The sequence below is a fragment of the Zobellia nedashkovskayae genome, from assembly GCF_015330125.1.
Classification (GTDB): Bacteria; Bacteroidota; Bacteroidia; order Flavobacteriales; family Flavobacteriaceae; genus Zobellia; species Zobellia nedashkovskayae.
The window spans coordinates 1,999,234-2,020,816 of record NZ_JADDXR010000002.1 but is presented as its reverse complement, the minus strand read 5'-3'; the positions used below and the strand labels follow the sequence as shown (position 1 = coordinate 2,020,816).

The window sequence follows — 21,583 nt, the reverse complement described above, 5'->3', positions numbered from 1 at the left end:
AATGTCATTCGTTTTATACTATTGGTACTAGTACAGGTACTGGTGTTCAATAAGTTGAATTTTTTCGGCTTCATCAACCCAATGGTTTATATTTTGTTTCTTTATTGGTACCCTATAAAGGAGAATAGAGCAGCATTCATTGGTTTGGGTTTTTTACTAGGGATTGCTATAGATTTCTTTTCGGACACTATGGCAATACATGCGGCATCTACCATTACTATAGCCTACATGAGACCCGCAATAATGAGATTTGTTTTTGGTGTAAACTTTGAATTTCAAAGTTTTAAATTAAGTAATACCACTAGGGTACAACAAATTACATATTTGGCGTTATTAATTATAGTACATCACCTTGTTTTCTTTACCCTGGAAATTTTTAGTTTGGCTAATTTCCTATTAATTTTGAAGAAAGTATTAGCTACGGGCACCGCAACTCTTATTCTTTGCTTATTATTCGGTTCACTTTTCAGTGTCCGTAAAGAGTAGAAAAGCAGAAAAGTATAAACTTCTTAAATTAAAATTTCATCTAAGATGAAAAAGCTGTTATTATCATCCATTATTGTAATCATTGGCATTACGTTTCTCGGCAGACTCTCTTATCTGCAGATATTCAGCTTTTCGCCAGACCAAGTATTGGAAGACCCCGCTATAAAAAGGGTTTATGATTATCCTGAGCGTGGTTATATATATGATAGAAACGGAAAGCTTTTGGTTGGTAATGACCCAGCATATGATGTAATGGTTATTCCGCGTGAGGTTCGTGAATTAGATACTTTAGAGCTCTGTGGACTTCTTAAAATTGATAAGGAAAAATTTAAAAAAGAATTACGAAAAGCTAGAATATATTCCCCAAGGTTACCATCGGTTTTTGTGCCACAGCTCTCCAAAGAAGATTATGCAATGCTTCAGGAGAAAATGCGCCATTATGCTGGTTTCTATATTCAAAAACGCTCTTTACGTTACTATGACACTAATAGTGGCGCTAATGTTTTAGGCTATATTAGTGAAGTAAACGAAAGAGACTTAACCAAAAATCCGTACTATGTTCAAGGTGAACTTACCGGACGTACCGGAGTAGAAAAGGTATATGAAGATATTTTAAGAGGTAGAAAAGGTGTACAGTACATTCAAAAAGATCGTTTCAATAGAGATATTGGTCCTTATAAAAATGGAACTTTGGATACCTTACCTGAACAAGGTTTTGAAATCAATATAACAATTGATAAAGAGCTACAGGAATATGGAGAAAGGCTTATGGTCGGTAAATGGGGCGGCATTGTTGCTATTGAACCTGCTACGGGTGAAATATTATCTATGATTTCCGGCCCCACCTATGACCCATCTCTTTTAGTGGGGAGAAAAAGATCTGCTAATTACAGCAAATTACATTACGACTCTATTTCAAAACCAACGTTTGATAGATCTATTTCTTTTGAAAAAAGTCCAGGATCTCCCTTCAAAACAATTAACGCATTAATTGCATTACAAGAAGGAGCAATCACCCCATCAACAACATTTACATGCCACCACGGTTTTTTTATAGGAAGACATAAAAAAGGCTGCCATTGCGGAGGTGGAACAAGAAACCTGAATAATGGGATATACCTTTCGTGCAATGCCTATTTTGTTGGAGCTTATAAAAAAATATTCGAGCAATTTCCATCCAATAGTGAAGCAATGGACGCTTGGGAAAAACACGTCAAAAGTTTTGGCTTAGGCTCATATTTAGGCTCTGACCTTTATACAGGGAGGCCAGGTAGCGTTCCCAGTACTGATCTCTATAACAAATGGTACGGAGTGGGAGACAAAAGGTGGTCTGCCACCACTACATACTCTAATGCTATTGGCCAAGGAGAAGTAAATGTTACGCCAATTCAATTAGCAAACATGACAGCTGCAATTGCCAATAGAGGCTATTTCTTTACCCCTCATGTTCTTAAAAAAGTAGATGGTAAAAAAATTGATATCCCGGATTTTGTAGAGCCTAAATATACCACCATAGACAAAAGACATTTTGAACCTGTAATTCAGGGTATGGCGGATGTTTACCACAAAGGAACAGCTAGGTACGTACAGATTCCGGATATTGAAATTGCCGGAAAAACAGGTACAGTAGAAAACTACGTTAAAATAGATAGCGTTAGAACTCAGCTAACGGATAACTCAGTTTTTGTAGCCTTTGCCCCTGTAGAAAATCCAAAAATTGCCATTGCAGTATATATTCAAAACGGATATTATGGCTCTAGATATGCAGGCCATATCGCCTCTTTAATGATTGAAAAATACATAAAAAGAGAGATTACCCGTACAGACCTTGAAAAAAGGATGTTAGAGAGAACTTTGGAGCACGAATATGCCAAGCCTTATAGCGGTAAGGAATTTAAAATAAACGAATACGATTGGAGTAAGCATTCGAGCGTATATAAAGCTCAAAATCAATCAGAAGAATAGCATATGACCGGCAAAAGTGTCCTCAAACGTCTTGATTGGCTTACTGTTTTATTCTACGTCCTCTTATTAACTATTGGGTGGGTAAACATCTATTCAAGTACCTTTTCCGAAAGCGATTCTTCCATATTCGATTTTGGGACGTTACACGGCAAACAGCTTTTCTTTATCCTTACCAGCTTTGCATCAATTGTAATACTATTGGCTCTGGAGGCTAACTTTTACGAACGCTTCTCTAGTGTACTCTACATCATATCCATGGTACTGCTACTGGGTCTGTTTGTTTTTGGTAAAACTATTGCAGGTGCTACTTCATGGTACGACTTGGGGTTTTTCAACCTACAACCTTCTGAACTTGCCAAAGTGGCAACAGCCTTGGCATTAGCAAAGTATCTAAGTGATATCCAAACAGATATAAAACGAAATAAAGATCAGCTGTACGCTTTCTTGATTATATTAATACCGGCTATATTAATTATACCACAACCGGATCCGGGTAGTGCGCTGGTTTTCTTCTCCTTAAGTTTTGTGATTTTTAGAGAAGGACTTCCTATTTATTATCTGGGCATAGCCTTTTTCGCTATCATGGTTTTTGTAACTACGTTGATGTTCGGTACTATTTGGATTACAATCAGTATTGCATTAATCTTGATAATTTTCTTTCTTCTAAAAAAGAAAAAATTCCGTGTCCCAGTCATTCCCACTGCAATAGCTGTGGTTCTGACCATTTTATTTTCGCTTTCTGTTGATTTTGTTTTCAACAATGTTTTTGAGCAACGTCACCGAGATCGTTTCAGTCTCTGGTTACGATTAGAGAAAGACCCTGCCAAATTAGATTACATTAGAAAAACTATAGGCTACAACACCTATCAATCGGAAAAAGCTATTGAATCTGGTGGTTTCTTTGGAAAAGGCTTTTTGGAAGGGACCCGAACCAAAGGTGATTTTGTACCCGAGCAACATACGGATTATATTTTTAGTACCGTTGGTGAAGAATGGGGCTTTTTAGGAACCGCAACGGTTGTCTTACTTTTTACTTTTTTATTATTGCGACTGGTCTATCTTTCGGAACGTCAAAAAACAGGATTTGCCCGTATGTACGGTTATGGTGTTATTTCCATACTGCTTGTCCACTACTTTATAAACATTGGTATGGTAATAGGCGTGCTGCCAACAATTGGTATTCCCCTACCCTTCTTTAGTTATGGTGGATCAGGACTCCTATTCTTTACGGCTTTACTATTTATTTTCTTGAAGTTAGATGCAAACCGATTAAAGGAAGGTATTTAAGCCTAGAAATCCATATACTTGGGAAAGCTAAATTTACAGCTTAGAATTTAAAGCTCCAGCTTCCGGTATCAACCTTGCTTTCTAATTGACCCTGTTGTTCTTTAGCGAGTTTCTCAAAAAAATCGATGCCTGTGCGTTTTTCAATCTCATCAACAGGAACACTAAATTGTTTTAAAGGTTTTGAGCTCTGTTTTCCTTCCATCAAAAAAGCTACCATTTTTAAATTATCACCTTTACCCCTAGCTATTATTTTATAATAATACTTAGGTACATCTACGTCTTCATCACCAATCTCCTTTAACCCGTTTTCTAGAACACCAGCTGTGACAACAAAAATTTCACCGTACTGCTTGGCCCACATACGTACCTGCATTTCCAACTCATTCCAAACACCGGCATTAAATTCGCGATTTTGCGGACTTATGTTACTGGTGTAAAAGGTTTCATTGTAAGCTTGCTTGGTAAACCTCCTATCGCCTGCAGGGCACAAATGTCCACGATCATAGCCAGAACCTTTGTAATTCCGCCAATCGGCAGATTTCGTTCTCACTTTTGGATCCTCAATAAAATAAGGACGTTTGCGGTCATCATGAGTTAAATGATCTTTTTTTAAAGTATATGCCACCCATTCTGCTTGTTCAAACGGTTCATTGTAAGAAAGCATAAAGTGGCTATGCTCTACTATTTCCCCTGTTGTAGAACTAGGCATTAAATTACCGGCAACGGAAGTTTTAGGTCCGTTTGCTGTTTGCTGTGAATAAGTATCCGGAGTATAAAAATTCTCGAACAACCAAAAACCTATCGCACAGCAGATGGTCAAAATGGTATAAATTGTTTTTCTTTTCATTGCGTTCAAAAATAGAACAAATTTTAGGTTAAGCCGGACATAGCGGACACACTATTTGTTTTTAAGGTTCAGATATATCCATAACACCATCAAATATAGAAGGCTATCCATTTTGGTGGCCTTTTCTTTTTTACTGTAAGGGAAAGCTAAAAATTTCGACAAATAAGCACACTTCATATAGTGCAATGTATTTATTTTGTATAATCTAATTCATGCAACGAATTAGTTTAAAGAAAGGAAAGCTATGCTTACATGGAAAGAGGTAATCAATTTTAGTATAAAAGGAAATCCAAAACCAGACAGAAGAGTTGAGAAGACAGAAGCCGAATGGCGCGAACTCCTAACTCCTGAACAGTTTAGAATTACAAGAAAGAAAGGTACAGAACAAGCACATACCGGTGCTTTATGTAGTGCACACGACGCAGGAAAGTATAATTGCATCTGTTGTAACACACCGTTATTTGATTCAACTATTAAGTTTGAATCAGGAACTGGTTGGCCCAGTTTCACACAACCTATAAAAGAAAACGCCATTAAGTATCATAAAGATTCATCTTTTGGTATGATACGCGTAGAGGTAATGTGTAACACTTGCGATGCCCACTTGGGACATATTTTCCCTGACGGTCCAGAACCTAGTGGACTTCGCTACTGTATAAATTCAGAATCAATGCAATTACAAAAAGAAAGCATTAAAAATGAGCAATAAAAATTTAGAAACAGCCACCCTTGGTGGTGGATGCTTTTGGTGTATAGAAGCAGTTTTACAAGAATTAAAAGGAGTAGAGAAATTAGTTTCTGGATATACTGGTGGCAACGCACCAGGTAAGCCTACGTATAGAGAAGTATGTTCTGGCTTAACTGGTCATGCAGAAGTAGTACAGGTTACTTTTGACCCTTCAGTAATTTCATATCAAGATTTGTTGATAGTGTTCATGACAAGCCATGACCCCACTTCTCTAAACCGTCAAGGTGGTGATGTGGGTACGCAGTACCGTTCGGTAATTTATTTTCATGACGATACTCAAAAAAAGGTTGCCGAAACTGTAATTAAAGAGCTGGCATCTTACTTTGATGACCCTATTGTTACGGAATTAAGCCCGTTACCTATTTTCTATGATGCAGAAGAGTATCACCAAGACTATTACCGCAACAATACCTCACAGGGGTACTGTAGCGCTGTAATTACACCCAAGTTGGCGAAGCTAAGGAAAATACACGGCGATAAGTTAAAACAGTCACAAACTAGCTCGTAACCAGTTTTAAGCAATTAGTCTACAGGAAACCGTATTTGGTCTGCCTGACTTCAAGAAATGGGTTTTAAGAAAGTAATTTTATCAAACAATCTTAAAACCCAATTCTATGAAAACCACACAACTTTACTATCGTATTGCGCTTACTTTGTTTTCATTGGCTATTATTTACGCCGTAGCCAATTCTTTCTTTAACTACGAGGCCGTAGTTACAAAGTTTGCTGAATTAGGATACCCTTTATATCTAATATTTGTATTAGGAGCTGCACAATTACTGGGATTAACCATTCTTATCTTCAATAAGAGCAATTGGCTCCGCGAATGGGCCTTTGCCGGATTTTTTCTAAACTTTGCATTTGGTATAATAGCACATCTAATGATTAGAGATGGAAACGGAGCGTCTGCCGTATTTTGTATTATAGCGCTTTATGTAACCTACATACAGAACAAAAGACTTAATGAACAACGTAAAATACCTGCAAAAGATATATATACTCAACCTACGCTAAAAACTGTAGCATGATTTGGGCGCTACAGCTTTATTTTTGCGACTTAAAAGACCTGCTATTCCAGCGGGTCTTTTTATTTTTAGAGCAACAGGAAGTATAGCCTGGACATTACGACAAAAGGAAAAATATCTTCTATGGATAAAATAGCTCTAGGCGGAGGTTGTCACTGGTGCACAGAAGCAGTTTTTCAATCTTTAAACGGAGTAAATAAAGTTGAACAGGGCTTTATTTCATCAACAGGAAATCATAGTGCTTTCTCCGAAGCTATTATTGTTCACTTCAACCCAATCGTCATCAGCCTAAAAGAACTTATAGAAATACATTTACATACTCACAAAAGCACATCTAATCATAGTATGCGCAACAAATACCGTTCTGCGGTCTACACCTTTTCGCGAGGTCAAACAACTAAAGTTCATAATATTTTAAAGGAACTACAAGCTAATTTTGATGACCCACTAATTACCACGGTATTCCCTTTTAAGGCTTTTAAATCATCTCAAATAGAGTTCAAAAACTACTATTACTCCAATCCCGAAAAACCGTTCTGCACAAAATATATTGCACCAAAATTAAAGCTTCTGAAAACCCAATTCAACTCATCGTTAAAGCTTTAAAGTACCTCGAAGAATAAACAATTCAGTTTTAAAAAGACAATTGAACATACTGCAAAAAGAAGTACAATTCTTTGTCATTTTGACGAATTTTCTTTCTAAAATTTTGACTTTACTAAAATAAGAGCTAACATTACGCAATTGGTTAACCAAAGTGGATAACCAATAAACCCTAAATTAAATAATGAACTATTATGAAAAAAAATGAATTAATGACCATTGTTTCGGTCACTGGAAATCTTCTTTCGAAGCTATTGCCCGTCTTTCTTTTAGCATATTGCCTTGGCAGTTGCTCAAATGAACAGGTAAACGATAATGAAGAACAAGTACTTACTAAGCTGTCAGCAAATTCAACTAAAATCGGAATATCTTCGGTCTCAGCAAGCACTTCACAATCACCAAACGTATCTGGCAATACGCTAGATGGATCAACTTCCTCCAGATGGTCAGGTTTTGGTGATGGTGCCTCAATTACATATGACCTTGGTAGCTCTGCTAACTTAGATTATGTAAAAATCGCCTTTTATAAGGGAGACTCTAGAAAAACGAAATTTGAGGTGTGGGTTGGCAACTCAACTTCGAACTTAACAAAAATCAAGTCTAAAACAAGCGCTGGGTCTACATCTGATTTTGAAACATTTGACCTGCCTAATACCAATGCTAGATACATAAGAGTAATCGGTAAGGGATATATTCTAAACAGTGGGGGCAGTACCACTTTTTGGAATAGTATTACCAAATTTGAAGCATGGGGTTCGGGTGGTTCCGTAGTTGTACCGCCTACAGGCGGAGATTACCCTGCAGATGTCCTAGGAATTAACAGTAATACATGGAAAATTAATAGTTTCACGGGTAGTCCAGGATCTTCCGCAACTTACTATGATGATATAACTGACGCAAGTGGTATTTCATACAACACCTATTCAGATGACAATTATTTTAATACCGATGGTGAATGGGTATTTTTTAAATGTTACAGAGGTTTGGGTGGTTCGGCAAATTCACAAAATCCAAGGGTCGAACTTCGTGAAATGAATAATGGCAACCTAGCAAGTTGGAGTGGAGATAGCGGTACTCACACTATGGAATGGACTGTTCAAGTCAACCAGCTACCTCAAGATACAGATGGAGATGGCGGAGTATTATGTTTTGGTCAAATACATGGCCCAAGTACTAACTCAGATGGAGTTGAAGTTGATGATGTTGTAAGAGTTCAGTTTATTGGTGATGAGAACCAATCATCCGGATCGGTTAGCTTAAAAATAAGTGGTTATGTTACGGAAAAACAAGGTGGTAGCCAAACCTTTAGCGGATATAGCCTAGATACTACGTACAATTGTAAGTTGGTCTATTCTGGGGGCTACATAGAACTCTATATGAATGGTTCTAGTGTATTTAGAAAAGAAATGGAAGTAGACGATTTATCTGAAAATTACTTTAAAGTCGGCAACTACTTGCAATCTGTTAAAGGAGCTAGTTATACGGGGTCTTATGGTTTGGTTCGCATTAAAAACTTAAGCGTAAACCATAATTAAAAAACTTAATTCTTTTTAAATTTAATTGAGAGGTAGTTGTTTTGAAAACAGCTACCTCTTTTTTAATGACGTCCTATACACCAATATTTTAGTGTTCAAATTTCTAACACCTTAATTTAGCTATAACATTTTTCATAAAAAAAAGCCCTGATACTTTACAGTACCAGGGCTTCTCAATTTAATATTATTATCCTTTTACAGCGGCCAATTTACCGTGTTTTAGACTATTGTTCTTTAAATCTTCAAGAACATTTACAGCTTCTTCAACATAAACATCTTTGGCTAAATTTTTGTGCCATCTGTCACGCTTTTCACGCAATACTGAATCTTTCGTAAACAATTCTTCTTCATACTTCAAGGATTCAAAAGACAATTTAGAATCATATTCGCCTATAGCTTTAAAGTAATCCATTTTTTTCTTGTGCTCTTGTTCATCTGCGCGATAGGCATCATAGTTTAAGGAAATTTCCATTTCATCACTTTCAGACTTCAACCATTTGGCATTCTCCTCAATCAATTTAAGCTGAGCATTTCCAGCCATTCTCTTAGCGCTATTAGCAACAGTTTGCTCATAATCTATATAACCGTCCCATGCCTTATAATCCGCTGGAGAAATTTTATCCCATTTTAAAGGGTTTGCTTGATCTCTTTCACCTAAATCAATATAACTATACTTGTCCGGAACGATTACATCACTCTTCACCCCTTCTAACTGAGTAGAACCACCGTTTATACGGTAAAACTTCTGAGTAGTTAATTTAATAGCTCCCAAGTCACCATGCTCATTGCTTCGTACTATATTATCCAAAGGGATTACATTCTGTACGGTTCCTTTGCCAAAAGTTTGCTTACTTCCAATAACAATTGCTCTCTTATAATCCTGCATAGCAGCAGCCAAAATTTCAGAAGCAGAAGCAGATAATTCATTAACAAGAATTACAAGTGGGCCATCCCATTGAATGCGCTCATCTTTATCATCATAAACATCCTTACCTTTTCCAGAAGAACGTACTTGAACTATTGGGCCATCCTTTATAAAAAGACCTGCCATTTCAACAACGGTCTTTAACGATCCGCCACCATTATCCCTTAAATCTATAATAAGACCTTCGGCTCCTTCTTCTTTTAATCTTTCTACTTCTTTAGCAACATCCGAAGCCGCGTTTCTTTCTGTGTAATCATCAAAATCAACATAGAATTTAGGTAAGTCAATAATACCGAATTTCTCATCGCTCTTGATAATATTTGCTGACTTAGCAAAAGACTCTTCCAACTCAACAACATCTCTTGTAAGTTCTACCGTATCTAAAGATCCGTCTATTTTACGAACTGTAAGTGCAACAACAGTCCCTTTTGGTCCCTTAATTAGTTTAATGGCATCATCTAGGCGCATACCGACAATGTCAATTGGCTCTTCGTCTCCTTGACCCACTTTCATAATTTGATCACCAACTTCTAAACGCGCATCTCTCCATACAGGACCTCCAGAAATAATATCTACAATTTTAGCTCCTTCCGGTTTTTTCTGCAAACGCGCACCAATACCTTCAAATTTTCCAGACATACTGGTATCAAACTTGTCCTTTTCATCCGGAGCAAAATAATACGTATGTGGGTCAAATTCATCTACAATAGTATTTATGTATTGCACAAACCAATCTTTACGTTCAAGATCATTTACAAAATCAAAAAATTCATCTAAAGTCTTCTGTGTAGATTCTCTGGAAGATTTTTCTGCTTCTTTAGGCGTCATTGGTTTTGACTTTTCAGAACCTTCTTTTCCATCACCAGTATCACCTCTTTTAACTCCTTTCATTTTAGAGTCATATGTTCCTAAAGTTGCATATTTTAGTTGTTGTCTCCAACGCTCTTTCAACTCCTTTTTGGAAGCTGCAAAACTCATTTTCTCGTAATCTATATTGATGCTTTCCTTCTTATTGTAATCAAAAGGTTTTTCCAAAACCTCTTTATACATTACTTTAGCATCCTCCATACGTTGTATAAGTCTATCGTATACAAGGTTGAAAAAAGAGATGTCCGTACTTTTGATTTGATCGTCTAATTGAAATTTGTACTGCTCAAATTCATTGATGTCCTCTTCCAAGAAATATCTTTTAGTAGGGTCTAAAACATCAATAAAATCCTCAAAAACACTTACCGAGAAATCATCGTCAATGTTCTTGGGCTCATAATGACCCTTTTCCAGTACATAAGTAATTAAGTCTAAAAGCAGTTTGTCCTTATCATCGGTTTCAAAAGACTGATTGGTAAAACTGCACGAAGCAACCGATATTAGCATTACCAAAAGAGAATAGGCAAGATTCCTTTTCATATATTTTTTTTTCGAAATTTTTAAAATGGCCAATCTTGGGGAAGATTGAGATTTTCATACTTAAAAGTAATGAATTCCCTAAGATACTGAAAAAACCATGCCACCTTTTGAGCTAATACACTAATTTTTTGTTAAACGAACTTAGGTCGTTGTGTTCTGTAAACGTATTTTTGTCCCATAAAGTATTTGGTATGAAAAAACCTTTAATTTTAGTTACGAATGATGATGGAATTACCGCTCCGGGAATACGCGCTCTGATACGGTACATGAAGGAATTAGGCGATGTTGTGGTGGTTGCACCAGACGGTCCACAATCGGGTCAAGGTCATGCCATAACAATAGATAATACATTGTTTGCAAATAAAATTGTGGTGGACGAAAAACACGGTGCCTTAGAGGAACATAGTTGTAGCGGTACACCAGCAGATTGTGTAAAAATGGCTCTCCAAGAATTACTGGACCGTAAACCAGATATTTGTGTAAGCGGGATTAACCATGGATCAAATTCTTCTATAAACGTTATTTATTCTGGAACAATGAGTGCTGCCATTGAGGCCGGTATTGAAGGTATTCCCGCAATTGGCTTCTCTCTTTGTGATTTCTCATGGCATGCCGATTTTGACCAAGCCGCAGAAATAATTAAAAAAATCGTTAGCGAATCTTTAGCTAATGGAATCCCAAAAGGCGTTGTACTGAATGTGAACATTCCAAAAGCTAAAAAAGAAGAAATTAAAGGAATAAAAATCTGCCGACAGGCACGTGCCAACTGGAAAGAGAAATTTGATAAACGGACTAGCCCAGGTGGAAAGGATTACTACTGGCTAACAGGTGAATTTGAATTACTGGACAAAGGAGAAGATACTGATGAATGGGCGTTAGCCAATAATTATGTATCTGTTGTACCTACCCAGTTTGATCTTACTGCACATCATGCAATTCAACAATTGAACGGGTGGCAATTTAAATAGCTTACCATTATTTACCCCAGAAGCATACCTTTGCAAGACCAAATACCATTGAATGAACTTAAAAAACATGAACGTTAAAAAAGAACTTGCCATTGGATTTATAGTCGGGATTATCGCCAACACCATTGGCACCCTGCTCTATATTTTACTATTTTCAGAGTTTGGTATAGCTGACACATTTAAGGCGGCAGTACAACAAGGTCATGTTGGCAGTCTTTTGGCCTTAGGGGCTATTTTAAATCTTGTTGCGTTCTTTGGCTTTTTGCGCATAAGAAGAGACAACAGGGCTAAAGGTGTTCTAATAGCCACACTTCTTACAGCACTGGTAATTCTATACTATAAAATATTTTAAGCTGTAAATTTAACGGAAAGGGACATACGAATCCCCCCCTAACCGAGTTCTCCTTTTAAAGGGCAGGTATAAACTGTATCTAATTTGTAATGAAATACTATATAATAGCAGGCGAAGCATCAGGAGACCTTCACGGTTCCAACCTCATGAAAGCCCTTTTAGCTAAAGACCCTAGTGCAGATATCCATTTTTGGGGAGGTGACCTTATGCAAAATGCAGGGGGCATTTTGGTAAAACATTACAAGGAGATGGCCTTTATGGGCTTTCTAGAAGTACTGATGAATTTGGGCACAATAGCTAAAGCCATTAAATTTTGCAAAGCCGATATTCAGAAGTTTCAGCCGGACGTTATTATTTTTATTGATTACTCTGGCTTTAATCTACGTATTGCCAAATGGGCTAAAGAACAAGGGTTCAAGACCAACTACTATATTTCGCCCCAAATCTGGGCTTCTAGGGAAGGCCGCATTAAAGACATCAAAAGAGATATTGATGCCATGCATGTTATTCTTCCTTTTGAAAAGGATTTTTACGAAAATAAACACAATTACCCTGTTAACTTTGTTGGCCACCCGCTTATTGATGCCATTGAAGATAGAAACCCGGTGGATGAGCAGCAATTCCGAAAGGATAATAATTTGGATTTAGAAAAACCAATTATTGCCCTATTACCGGGAAGCCGGAAGCAAGAGGTCCAGAAAATGCTGACCTTAATGCTATCGGTAGTTAAAGATTTTTCTGAGTATCAATTTGTAATTGCTGGGGCACCTAGTCTTGACCTAGATTTTTACCAACCTTTTCTCAAAAACCCAAACGTAAATTTCATAGCTAATAAAACATACGACCTTTTGAGTATATCTCATGCAGCTTTGGTCACTAGCGGCACTGCCACATTAGAAACTGCTATTTTTAAAGTACCTCAAGTTGTATGTTATAAAGCCAATTGGTTATCCTACCAGATTGCCAAGCGTATTATTACTCTAGAGTACATCTCTCTTGTGAACCTCATTATGAAAAAAGAGGTTGTAAAAGAGCTTATTCAAAACGATTTGACCACCAAGAATCTACGAACCGAGCTGAATAAAATACTTGAAGGACCATCTCGCGAAACACAAATTCAAGCCTACAATGAGCTAGAAAAAAAGTTGGGTGGCAGAGGAGCAAGTGTTAAAGCTGCCGAATTGATTGTTCAAAATGCCGAGTTTTAATAACTTCATTACCAGAAAAATACTTATCCATGAAATACAAAACTAGTTCGGTTCTATTAATTTTTGCTGTCCTACTTACCACTAATTGTAAACAGGAAAACAATAAGACGGAAACAGTATCACTTGAAGAAATGGCAAGTGCCTCCAAATCATTGAACGACTGGTTTCAGAAACAATGGGATGAAGACGTTGCATTATCTCCCATGACACAAACATATTTGGGCGACAAGACCGATTATGACAAATGGGACGATTTATCAAAAAATGCAGAAGAGAAAAAACTAGAACGTAGTAAATCTCGTTTGGCTTTCCTGAAAGACTCTACCTACCTAAATGTTTTAGATGAGCCAACAAAACTTAGCTATAGATTGGCGGTACAACATTTTGAGAATGAAATTGAAGACTACCAATATCGCCTATATACTTATCCTGTAAATCAAATGTTCGGAATTCATTCCCAAGTTCCTTCATTTTTGATAAACATGCATAAAATCACCAATAAAAGTGATGCCGAAGCATATGTCTCAAGATTAAATGGTGTTGGAATATTTTTTGACCAAACAATTGAAGGGTTAAAAGAACGCGAAGCAGCAGGTATAATGCTACCTAAATTTGTTTTTCCAAAAGTATTGGAATCATGCAATAATATATTAAAAGGACAGCCTTTTGAAACTGGCAATAAACAAAGTACGTTACTAAAAGATTTTTCGGAAAAGGTAAACGCTTTAGATATCAAAAAGGAAGAAAAAAACACACTCATACAAAGCGCCGAGAAAGCACTAGTGTCTTCAGTAAAACCTGCTTATGAAAAATTAATATCTTTTTTGCAAGAACAAGCCAAGAGAGCAAATAATGATGATGGTGCTTGGAAATTTCCAAACGGCGAAAAATTCTTCAACAATGCATTGGCTAGAACCACTACGACCAAGATGACTTCGGAAGAAATACATGAGTTGGGTCTTTCTGAAGTAGAACGTATTCATTCTGAAATGGAAGCTATCAAAAACAAGGTAGGTTTTGAAGGAAGTTTACAGGAGTTTTTCACCTTTATGAAAAACGACAAGCAGTTTTATTATCCAGATAGTAAGGAAGGTAGGGATGCTTACATGAAAAAAGCTACTATGATTATAGATAGCATGAAAAGCAGGCTAGATGAGCTTTTTCTAACCAAACCTAAAGCCAAAATGATTGTAAAGGCGGTTGAGCCTTTTAGAGAAAAGGCAGCTGGTAAAGCCTTTTACCAACAACCTGCCATAGATGGCTCTCGACCCGGAACCTATTATGCAAACATGTATGATATTATGGCAATGCCCAATTACCAAATGGAAGCCTTAGCTTATCATGAAGGTATTCCTGGGCATCATATGCAAATTGCTATTGCACAAGAACTGGAAGGCATTCCTATGTTCCGTAAAATGGGTGGCTATACTGCTTATATTGAAGGTTGGGGCCTGTACTCCGAAAAAGTACCCAAGGAAATGGGAATGTATAGCGACCCATATTCTGATTTTGGACGATTGGCCATGGAGCTGTGGCGTGCCTGTAGATTGGTAGTAGATACCGGAATACATTCCAAAAAATGGACACGAGAAAAAGGCATCGATTATTATGTGGAGAATACTCCAAATGCAAAAAGTGATGCCGTAAAAATGGTAGAACGCCATATTGTTATGCCTTCACAAGCTACTGCTTATAAAGTGGGAATGAATAAAATATTAGAGCTTCGGGAAAAGGCAAAAAACGAACTAAACGATAAATTTGATATTCGTGAATTTCACGATATAGTGCTTCTGAACGGTGCTCTACCTTTAAATATCCTAGAAGAATTAGTGAACGCTTGGATAACAGAAACCTCAAAAAAAGTAAATCAGGCGGCCTAATAACCCATATTTTTAAAAGATTATTTAATTAATTTTGAAAAACAAAATCCAATCCCTTCTGCCTGTGCGTAAGATTCTATATTTTATTCTCATTTGCCTAGTTACCAGTTGTGGGTCTTCTAAAAAGAAAACAGCACAAAGGCAACCTCGCAAAATAACAGTGGCGGCTAGAACCGAGACTCCAAAAAGAAAGCGGGTGCCGGTTAGAAAATCCGCTTCTAGCAGGCACTCTAAAGCAGATGACGTTATCCATTCCGCATTAAAATTTTCGGGTGTTAGATATAAGTACGGAGGGACAACTAAAAAAGGAATGGACTGCTCGGGGCTACTTTATGTAGCTTTTGGAGAAAATGACGTTAAACTACCACGTACCTCATACCATATGGCTGAGGAAGGCAAAAACGTTCGTAAGCGGGATGTCGTAAAAGGTGATTTGCTTTTCTTTAAAACCAGCAAACGTAGCAAACGTATTAATCATGTTGGCATGGTTGTTTCTGTGAAAAACGATGAAATTAAATTCGTTCATGCATCCTCGTCGCGAGGGGTAATGGTTTCATCCCTTCGAGAAGGGTATTGGAGTAGTGCATTTATAAAAGCTACTCGAATTCTATAAATGAAGTTACTACGCTTCATACCAATCAAACTTACATTAGTTCTGATTTTGGGTATTATAGCTGGCAATTATTTCAATTTAGACACACGCCTCCTCTTATCGACCTGTCTTGTTCTTCTTTTAATTATAGGTATTTTACGTTTTAGGGATAAAAAGAATGAATCCCCTATTTTTGGTTATTTAGCGATTCTTACAACGTTTTGCATTGGCATTTTAGCTTCATCGCTCTCTCTACCAGAAAACCAAGCCGACCATTATCTTAATCACGATTTTTCTGGCAACCACATCTGGCACATTAAAGTTTCTGAGGCATTGAAACCAACTTCCTTTTCCGATAGGTATGTCGCAAAAATACAGACACTAGACAAAAAATGTTCAGAAGGAAAAATTTTGCTCAGTTTCACGACTGACTCCACCATTCAAAAGCTTGAAGTTGATGACGAATTGGTTTTACACGGCTCTCCTAAGGAGATAAAAGACCCCCTAAACCCGAATCAATTTAACTACAAAGCCTACTTAAAAAATTTAGGGATATCACATCAATTTAGGCTAACCAAAGAAGAATTTATCCTAATTGACCAACCTTCAGTTACCGTATATGGTATGGCCGCAAAGGCGCGAACCCATATCATCACCCAACTTCGAAAAGCTAGTTTTGGAAAAGACGAATTAAGTATCATTCAGGCTTTACTCCTTGGCCAACGTAACGATATCTCAGAAGAGACTTATACAGATTACAAAAATGCTGGTGCCGTTCATATTTTAGCTGTTTCTGGACTCCACATCGGAATTCTTTTATTGTTACTGCAGTTTCTTTTACGACCTATTGAAAGGCTTCCAAAAGGCAAAACGTTAAAACTAGTTTTCATTGTTATTTTGTTATGGGGATTCGCTCTGCTTTCAGGGTTATCGGCATCCGTAGTTCGGGCTGTTACCATGTTTTCTTTTGTGGCCTATAGCATGTATCTGAATCGGCCTAAGAACACATTTAATATTTTAGCTTTATCTATGTTCTTCATCCTGTTGGTCATAAACCCAAACCTTCTTTTTCAAGTAGGTTTTCAAATGAGTTATGCGGCGGTCTTAGCCATAGTTTGGCTCTATCCTCTTTTCCAGAAATTGTGGTTCCCAAAGAACAAAATTGTCCGAAAAATTTGGCAACTACTATCCGTTAGTATAGCTGCACAATTGGGCGTACTACCTATAAGTTTGTTTTATTTCCATCAATTCCCGGGTCTTTTCTTTATTAGTAACTTGCTTATTGTTCCTGCATTGGGAGTTATTCTAGGAATGGGTATTCTAGTAATCTTGCTTGCTTTAATAGATGCTTTACCCAATTTTTTGGTGGTTATCTATGACACTTTAATCGGCTGGATGAATTGGACTATAGGCTGGGTTGCCCAACAGGAAGCTTTTATTTTTAAAAACATCTCTTTTGATGCTATTCAAATGGTACTGGCATATGGAATTCTCTTTTGTTGTGTGATTATATTCACCCGTCCCAACTTTAAAAAAGTTATCGCACTTGCCACTTTAGTTATAGGATTTCAATTATGGGGGATTTATACCGACTATCAAACTTCAGAAAAGAATCTACTATTTCTTGCTCATCAAACTAAAAACACAGTGCTCATACATCAAAACGGAAGAACTGTAGCTGTCACAGCGCACGACACCATGGGTCTAACTAACATAATTGAGGACTACAGCGTTGCTGAGCGAATTTCCAACATCTCCTACTCCACCATTCAGAACAGCTATTTGTGGCAGGATAAGACCGTTTTGGTTATTGATAGTCTTAGTGTATACCCAAATGAAGAAACCCCTGTTGATTATCTCATTCTTACCCAATCTCCCAAACTGAATCTTGAAAGAGCTATTACTACGCTAAAACCAAAATATATTATTGCAGATGGTAGTAACTATACCTCTTATATTAAAAGATGGAAGCAAACCTGTTCAAAAAGAAAACTCCCTTTTCACGCAACTGGCGAAAAGGGAGCTTATTATTTTAATTAAGATTTACTGTATCCTAGCTCCTTATAGAGCATCGGCATTTGTCATTTCTCTTTCGTCATCTTCTGCACCATGGGTTAGGGCTTTTAGTTTTTTGAAAAACACACCAACTAAAAGACCAAATAATATACAGAAAATTGCTATTCCAGTAAATACCTTATACTCACCAAACTGTGATGCAGACTCACCTAAAAGCCCTGCTACTTTATTTCCTAATCCAGTAGTAGCAAAATATAGACCCATCATCAATGAAGCATATTTTGCAGGAGCTAATTTGGTGACAAATGAAAGTGACACTGGTGACAAGCTAAGTTCACCAACAGTATGAAACAAATAAGCCAAAACCAACCAATACATAGCAGATGAACCCGTAGCCTGATATTGTGCAGTTGCAGCTGTCATAAATAAAAATCCTGTACCCATTATTATAAGGCCCATTATCATTTTAAATAATGAAGATGCTTCCTTCCCTTTTAATTTTCGCTTTGCCCAATAGCCCGCAACGGCGGTTCCTAATGTGATAATGAAGAATGCATTAGCAGCCTGAAACCATGATGCCGGTACTTCAAATCCAAGGAACATTCTATCGGTATAATCCTTTGCGTAAATATTCATTAAGCCACCAGCTTGCTCGAAGGCTCCAAAAAATACAATAACCATTAAAAAAGATATAATCAACACGATAACTCTGTCTTTCTCAATTTTTGTCAAAGGTCTTTTCAAAGATTCCCTATCTTCCTCATTTTCCGATTTACCCAAATAATCACCAACCCCATGGAGATATTTTTGACCAAGAATAAATTGAACAAGACCAAATAACATACAGATACCGGCTAGTCCGAATCCATAATGCCAGCCATATACTTCACCCACGTATCCAACTATCAAACTCGAAAGAAATGCACCTACATTTATTCCGATATAAAAAATCGTAAACCCTTTATCTCTTCTTATATCTCCTTTTTTGTATAAGCCTCCGACCATGGTGGAAATATTGGGTTTCAACATACCAACACCAGAAATGATGAATCCTAGACCTGTATAAAATGCCCACATTTCTTCAATTGCCAAAATACTATGACCAATAACAAGAAGAATTGCCCCCACGATAACAGCTTTCTTTTGCCCTAAAATTCTATCAGCTATAATTCCGCCTGGTATAGAAGCCACATAAACCAACATGGTATACCAACCGTAAAGTGCCAGTGCTTCATTATTAGTCCAACCCAAACCAGGATTTACCTCAGAAGTCTGAGTTACTAAGTACAAAACTAATATAGCCCTCATCCCGTAATACGAAAAACGTTCCCACATTTCTGTAAAGAACAGAATGTACAAACCTACCGGGTGCCCGAACAGCTCCTTTTCATGCGGTGCCTTTTCTACTAATGCCATAAACTTCGTTGTTTGTTAAATTGATTTCTATCGAGATTAGCTCAAAAACTGATTAAAGTACTCTTTTTTAATCTGGCTCACCTTCTTGTCTCCAAGAACTTCCTTCACTAATCTTTGTTGTTTTGGTCGTTTACTTTTTTGGCTGCAGAAGGTGCTGGCCCAAGAAATTTGTCATTTTATTAAAAAGGTGCACACGAGTATTGCCACCATAAATCCCGTGGTTTTTATCAGGGTAAATGGCCCAATCAAATTGTTTGTTAGCTTGCACCAATGCTTCTATCATTCGCATTGAATTCTGAACATGAACATTATCATCACCGGAACCGTGAACCAATAAGTAATCACCTTTCAACATTTCAGGATAGTTAAGAGGAGAGTTCTCATCATAACCAGCAGGATTTTCTTCCGGTGTACGTAAAAAACGTTCGGTATAAATGGTATCATAAAAACGCCAAGTTGTAACTGGAGCAACCGCAATGGAGGTTTCAAAAACATCATTCCCTTTAAGAATACAATTTGTTGCCATATGACCACCAAAACTCCATCCCCAAATCCCGGTTCTATTTTCGTCTATATACGGCAGTTTACTCAATTCTTTACCCGCCGCAATTTGGTCTTCAGTTTCATACTTAACCAAGTTCAAATATGTCGATTTTTTAAAATCAGCTCCTTTAAAACCAGTTCCTCTGCCATCTACACAGGCAACGACATAACCTTGAGAAGCTAATTGTTGATGCCAGAAATCTCGAGCATCCAACCAACTATTGGATACGCTCTGTGAACCTGGGCCACTGTATTGATACATCAACAAAGGGTATTTTTTTGAAGCATCAAAATCCTTAGGCTTCACCATAAACATATTTAGCTCATTGCCATTTATGTTGATGGTAGAAAACTCTTTTTCGCTCAGTTCATAACCCTTCAATTTTTCAAGTAAGGCATTATTGTTTTTTATCTCCTTTACCTTTTTACCGCTAAGTGCTTTGTGCAGCATGTATACAGGAGGTGTTTTGGAATTTGAATACGTATGAATGAAATACGTAAAATCTGCACTAAAATCGGCAGCATTGGTTCCTTCATCCGCTACCAAAGCTTTTTTATTCGCTCCGCTACTCTCAATACTATAAACACCACGGTTAATTGAACCATTTTCGGTAGATTGGTAATATACCTTGTCCTCGTTCTGGTCGTAACCGTAGTATTGCGTTACTTCCCAAGAACCTTTTGTTATTTGCGTAATAAGATTACCATCTTGATCGTGAAGGTAAATATGATTGTAACCATCCTTTTCACTTGTCCATATAAAGCTATCGTCTTCTAAGAAGGTAAGGTTATCTGTAATATCTATATACGACTTGTCTTTCTCTTCTAGAAGTATAGATGCCGTATTGCTTTTTGCATCTACAGAGTAAAGCTTTAAATCGTTTTGATGTCTGTTAAGTGTCTGAACACTTAAGTAGTTAGAATTATTCATCCACTTTATTCGCGGAATATAATAGGCATCGTTTAAATCAACTGAAGCAGTACTGCCTGCCTTAACATCATACATATGTAGACTTACCTTAGCATTTGCCTCACCGGCCTTAGGATATTTGAACGTTTCTTGAGTTGGGTATAAATCCGTTCCAAAAACATCCATAGAAAATTCGGGAACATCAGTTTCATCAAAACGTAAGAAAGCAATTTTAGTTCCGTCGGTATTCCAATCAAAAGCACGGACGAATGCAAATTCTTCTTCATATACCCAATCCGTTACCCCGTTTATTATTTTATTTTTTTCACCGTCTGTAGTAAATTGCTTTGTGTCTCCAGAAGTCAAATCAAACAGATATAGATTGTTCTTGGCAACGTAGGCAACCTTTGTTCCGTCAGGAGCAAGTTTAGGTTCTTGAATCTTTGTGTCAGAAACTTTGGTAAGTTTTTTTGTTTTTAAATTGAACACATAAAAAATACCGAGCGTAGAATGTCTGAAAATCGGTTCTAGTTCGGTAGCTAATAATACCTGAGATTCATCATCACTGAATTGGTATGAACTAAAAGTATTAATCTCTGGTAAATCTGCTGAGCTAACAATGCTTTCCACTTTTTTCTGAGTAGCATAATTAAACTTATCAATAGTAGTAACTCCGTTTTCACCTCTATTTAAGATGGTATATTGCTTGCCATTTTTCATGGACCTCAGCGCATCGAGTCTTTCAATTGAAAATTCACCACCATAGACTGCCTCTACTGTAACTTGCTTCTTTTGTGCATAAGAAAACGCCAAAAAGACGAAGACAAAAGAGACGCTTAAAACTATTTTTCGCATAGAATGTTATAAAAA

At 37.1% G+C, this 21,583-nt stretch carries 17 protein-coding genes; 13 read left to right on the top strand and 4 right to left on the bottom strand.

Features of this window, described 5'->3' with window-relative positions:
- The first annotated feature begins 531 nt into the window (after positions 1-531).
- Both IWB64_RS08505 and rodA read left to right on the top strand, forming a co-directional pair.
- The gene (locus IWB64_RS08505; protein WP_194533610.1) at positions 532-2,451 is read left to right on the top strand and encodes a peptidoglycan D,D-transpeptidase FtsI family protein; all 1,920 of its coding nucleotides are present in this window, start codon (positions 532-534) and stop codon (positions 2,449-2,451) included.
- Positions 2,452-2,454: 3 nt separating this feature from the next.
- Positions 2,455-3,738: a rod shape-determining protein RodA gene (gene rodA, locus IWB64_RS08500; RefSeq protein WP_194533609.1), complete on the top strand. Its 1,284-nt coding sequence runs from the start codon at positions 2,455-2,457 to the stop codon at positions 3,736-3,738.
- A gap of 40 nt (positions 3,739-3,778) precedes the next feature.
- On the opposite strand, the gene IWB64_RS08495 is transcribed toward rodA, so the two are convergent.
- Positions 3,779-4,585, bottom strand: a complete 807-nt coding sequence (locus IWB64_RS08495) for a DNA/RNA non-specific endonuclease (RefSeq protein ID WP_194533608.1) — start codon at positions 4,583-4,585, stop codon at positions 3,779-3,781.
- Positions 4,586-4,829: 244 nt separating this feature from the next.
- On the opposite strand from IWB64_RS08495, the gene msrB reads away from it, so the two are divergent.
- The 5 genes from msrB to IWB64_RS08470 all read left to right on the top strand — a co-directional run bounded on the left by msrB (position 4,830) and on the right by IWB64_RS08470 (position 8,496).
- Entirely contained in the window at positions 4,830-5,294 is a 465-nt protein-coding gene (msrB, locus tag IWB64_RS08490; protein WP_194533607.1) for a peptide-methionine (R)-S-oxide reductase MsrB, read from the top strand.
- Positions 5,284-5,841, top strand: a complete 558-nt coding sequence (gene msrA / locus IWB64_RS08485) for a peptide-methionine (S)-S-oxide reductase MsrA (RefSeq protein ID WP_194533606.1) — start codon at positions 5,284-5,286, stop codon at positions 5,839-5,841. The genes msrB and msrA overlap by 11 nt, the downstream gene beginning before the upstream one ends.
- A gap of 106 nt (positions 5,842-5,947) precedes the next feature.
- The gene (locus IWB64_RS08480; protein WP_194533605.1) at positions 5,948-6,361 is read left to right on the top strand and encodes a DoxX family protein; all 414 of its coding nucleotides are present in this window, start codon (positions 5,948-5,950) and stop codon (positions 6,359-6,361) included.
- A gap of 120 nt (positions 6,362-6,481) precedes the next feature.
- A complete protein-coding gene (locus IWB64_RS08475) occupies positions 6,482-6,964 on the top strand; it encodes a peptide-methionine (S)-S-oxide reductase (RefSeq protein WP_194533604.1) in 483 nt (160 codons plus the stop codon).
- A gap of 191 nt (positions 6,965-7,155) precedes the next feature.
- Complete coding sequence (locus IWB64_RS08470) at positions 7,156-8,496, top strand: polysaccharide lyase family 7 protein (protein ID WP_194533603.1); 1,341 nt, start codon at positions 7,156-7,158, stop codon at positions 8,494-8,496.
- 187 nt (positions 8,497-8,683) lie between these two features.
- Here IWB64_RS08470 and IWB64_RS08465 read toward each other — a convergent pair whose 3' ends face one another.
- On the bottom strand, positions 8,684-10,828 hold the full coding sequence (locus tag IWB64_RS08465) for a carboxy terminal-processing peptidase (RefSeq protein ID WP_194533602.1): 2,145 nt from the start codon (positions 10,826-10,828) through the stop codon (positions 8,684-8,686).
- Between the two features lie 191 nt (positions 10,829-11,019).
- Between IWB64_RS08465 and surE the strand changes: the two genes are divergently transcribed.
- The 6 genes from surE (at position 11,020) to IWB64_RS08435 (ending at position 17,868) form a co-directional block, all read left to right on the top strand.
- Complete coding sequence (gene surE, locus IWB64_RS08460) at positions 11,020-11,796, top strand: 5'/3'-nucleotidase SurE (RefSeq protein WP_194533601.1); 777 nt, start codon at positions 11,020-11,022, stop codon at positions 11,794-11,796.
- Positions 11,797-11,863: 67 nt separating this feature from the next.
- On the top strand, positions 11,864-12,148 hold the full coding sequence (locus IWB64_RS08455) for a hypothetical protein (RefSeq protein WP_194535838.1): 285 nt from the start codon (positions 11,864-11,866) through the stop codon (positions 12,146-12,148).
- A gap of 89 nt (positions 12,149-12,237) precedes the next feature.
- Positions 12,238-13,356 carry a lipid-A-disaccharide synthase gene (gene lpxB, locus IWB64_RS08450; RefSeq protein WP_194533600.1) on the top strand — a complete coding sequence of 373 codons (1,119 nt, stop codon included), beginning with the start codon at positions 12,238-12,240 and terminating at the stop codon, positions 13,354-13,356.
- A 29-nt stretch (positions 13,357-13,385) separates the two neighbouring features.
- A complete protein-coding gene (locus tag IWB64_RS08445; protein WP_194533599.1) occupies positions 13,386-15,236 on the top strand; it encodes a DUF885 domain-containing protein in 1,851 nt (616 codons plus the stop codon).
- Between the two features lie 64 nt (positions 15,237-15,300).
- A complete protein-coding gene (locus IWB64_RS08440; protein WP_194533598.1) occupies positions 15,301-15,849 on the top strand; it encodes a C40 family peptidase in 549 nt (182 codons plus the stop codon).
- On the top strand, positions 15,850-17,868 hold the full coding sequence (locus IWB64_RS08435; RefSeq protein ID WP_194533597.1) for a ComEC/Rec2 family competence protein: 2,019 nt from the start codon (positions 15,850-15,852) through the stop codon (positions 17,866-17,868).
- A 21-nt stretch (positions 17,869-17,889) separates the two neighbouring features.
- Here IWB64_RS08435 and IWB64_RS08430 read toward each other — a convergent pair whose 3' ends face one another.
- The gene (locus tag IWB64_RS08430; RefSeq protein WP_194533596.1) at positions 17,890-19,260 is read right to left on the bottom strand and encodes a peptide MFS transporter; all 1,371 of its coding nucleotides are present in this window, start codon (positions 19,258-19,260) and stop codon (positions 17,890-17,892) included.
- 130 nt (positions 19,261-19,390) lie between these two features.
- Positions 19,391-21,568, bottom strand: a complete 2,178-nt coding sequence (locus IWB64_RS08425; RefSeq protein WP_194533595.1) for a S9 family peptidase — start codon at positions 21,566-21,568, stop codon at positions 19,391-19,393.
- Between the last annotated feature and the right edge of the window lie 15 nt (positions 21,569-21,583).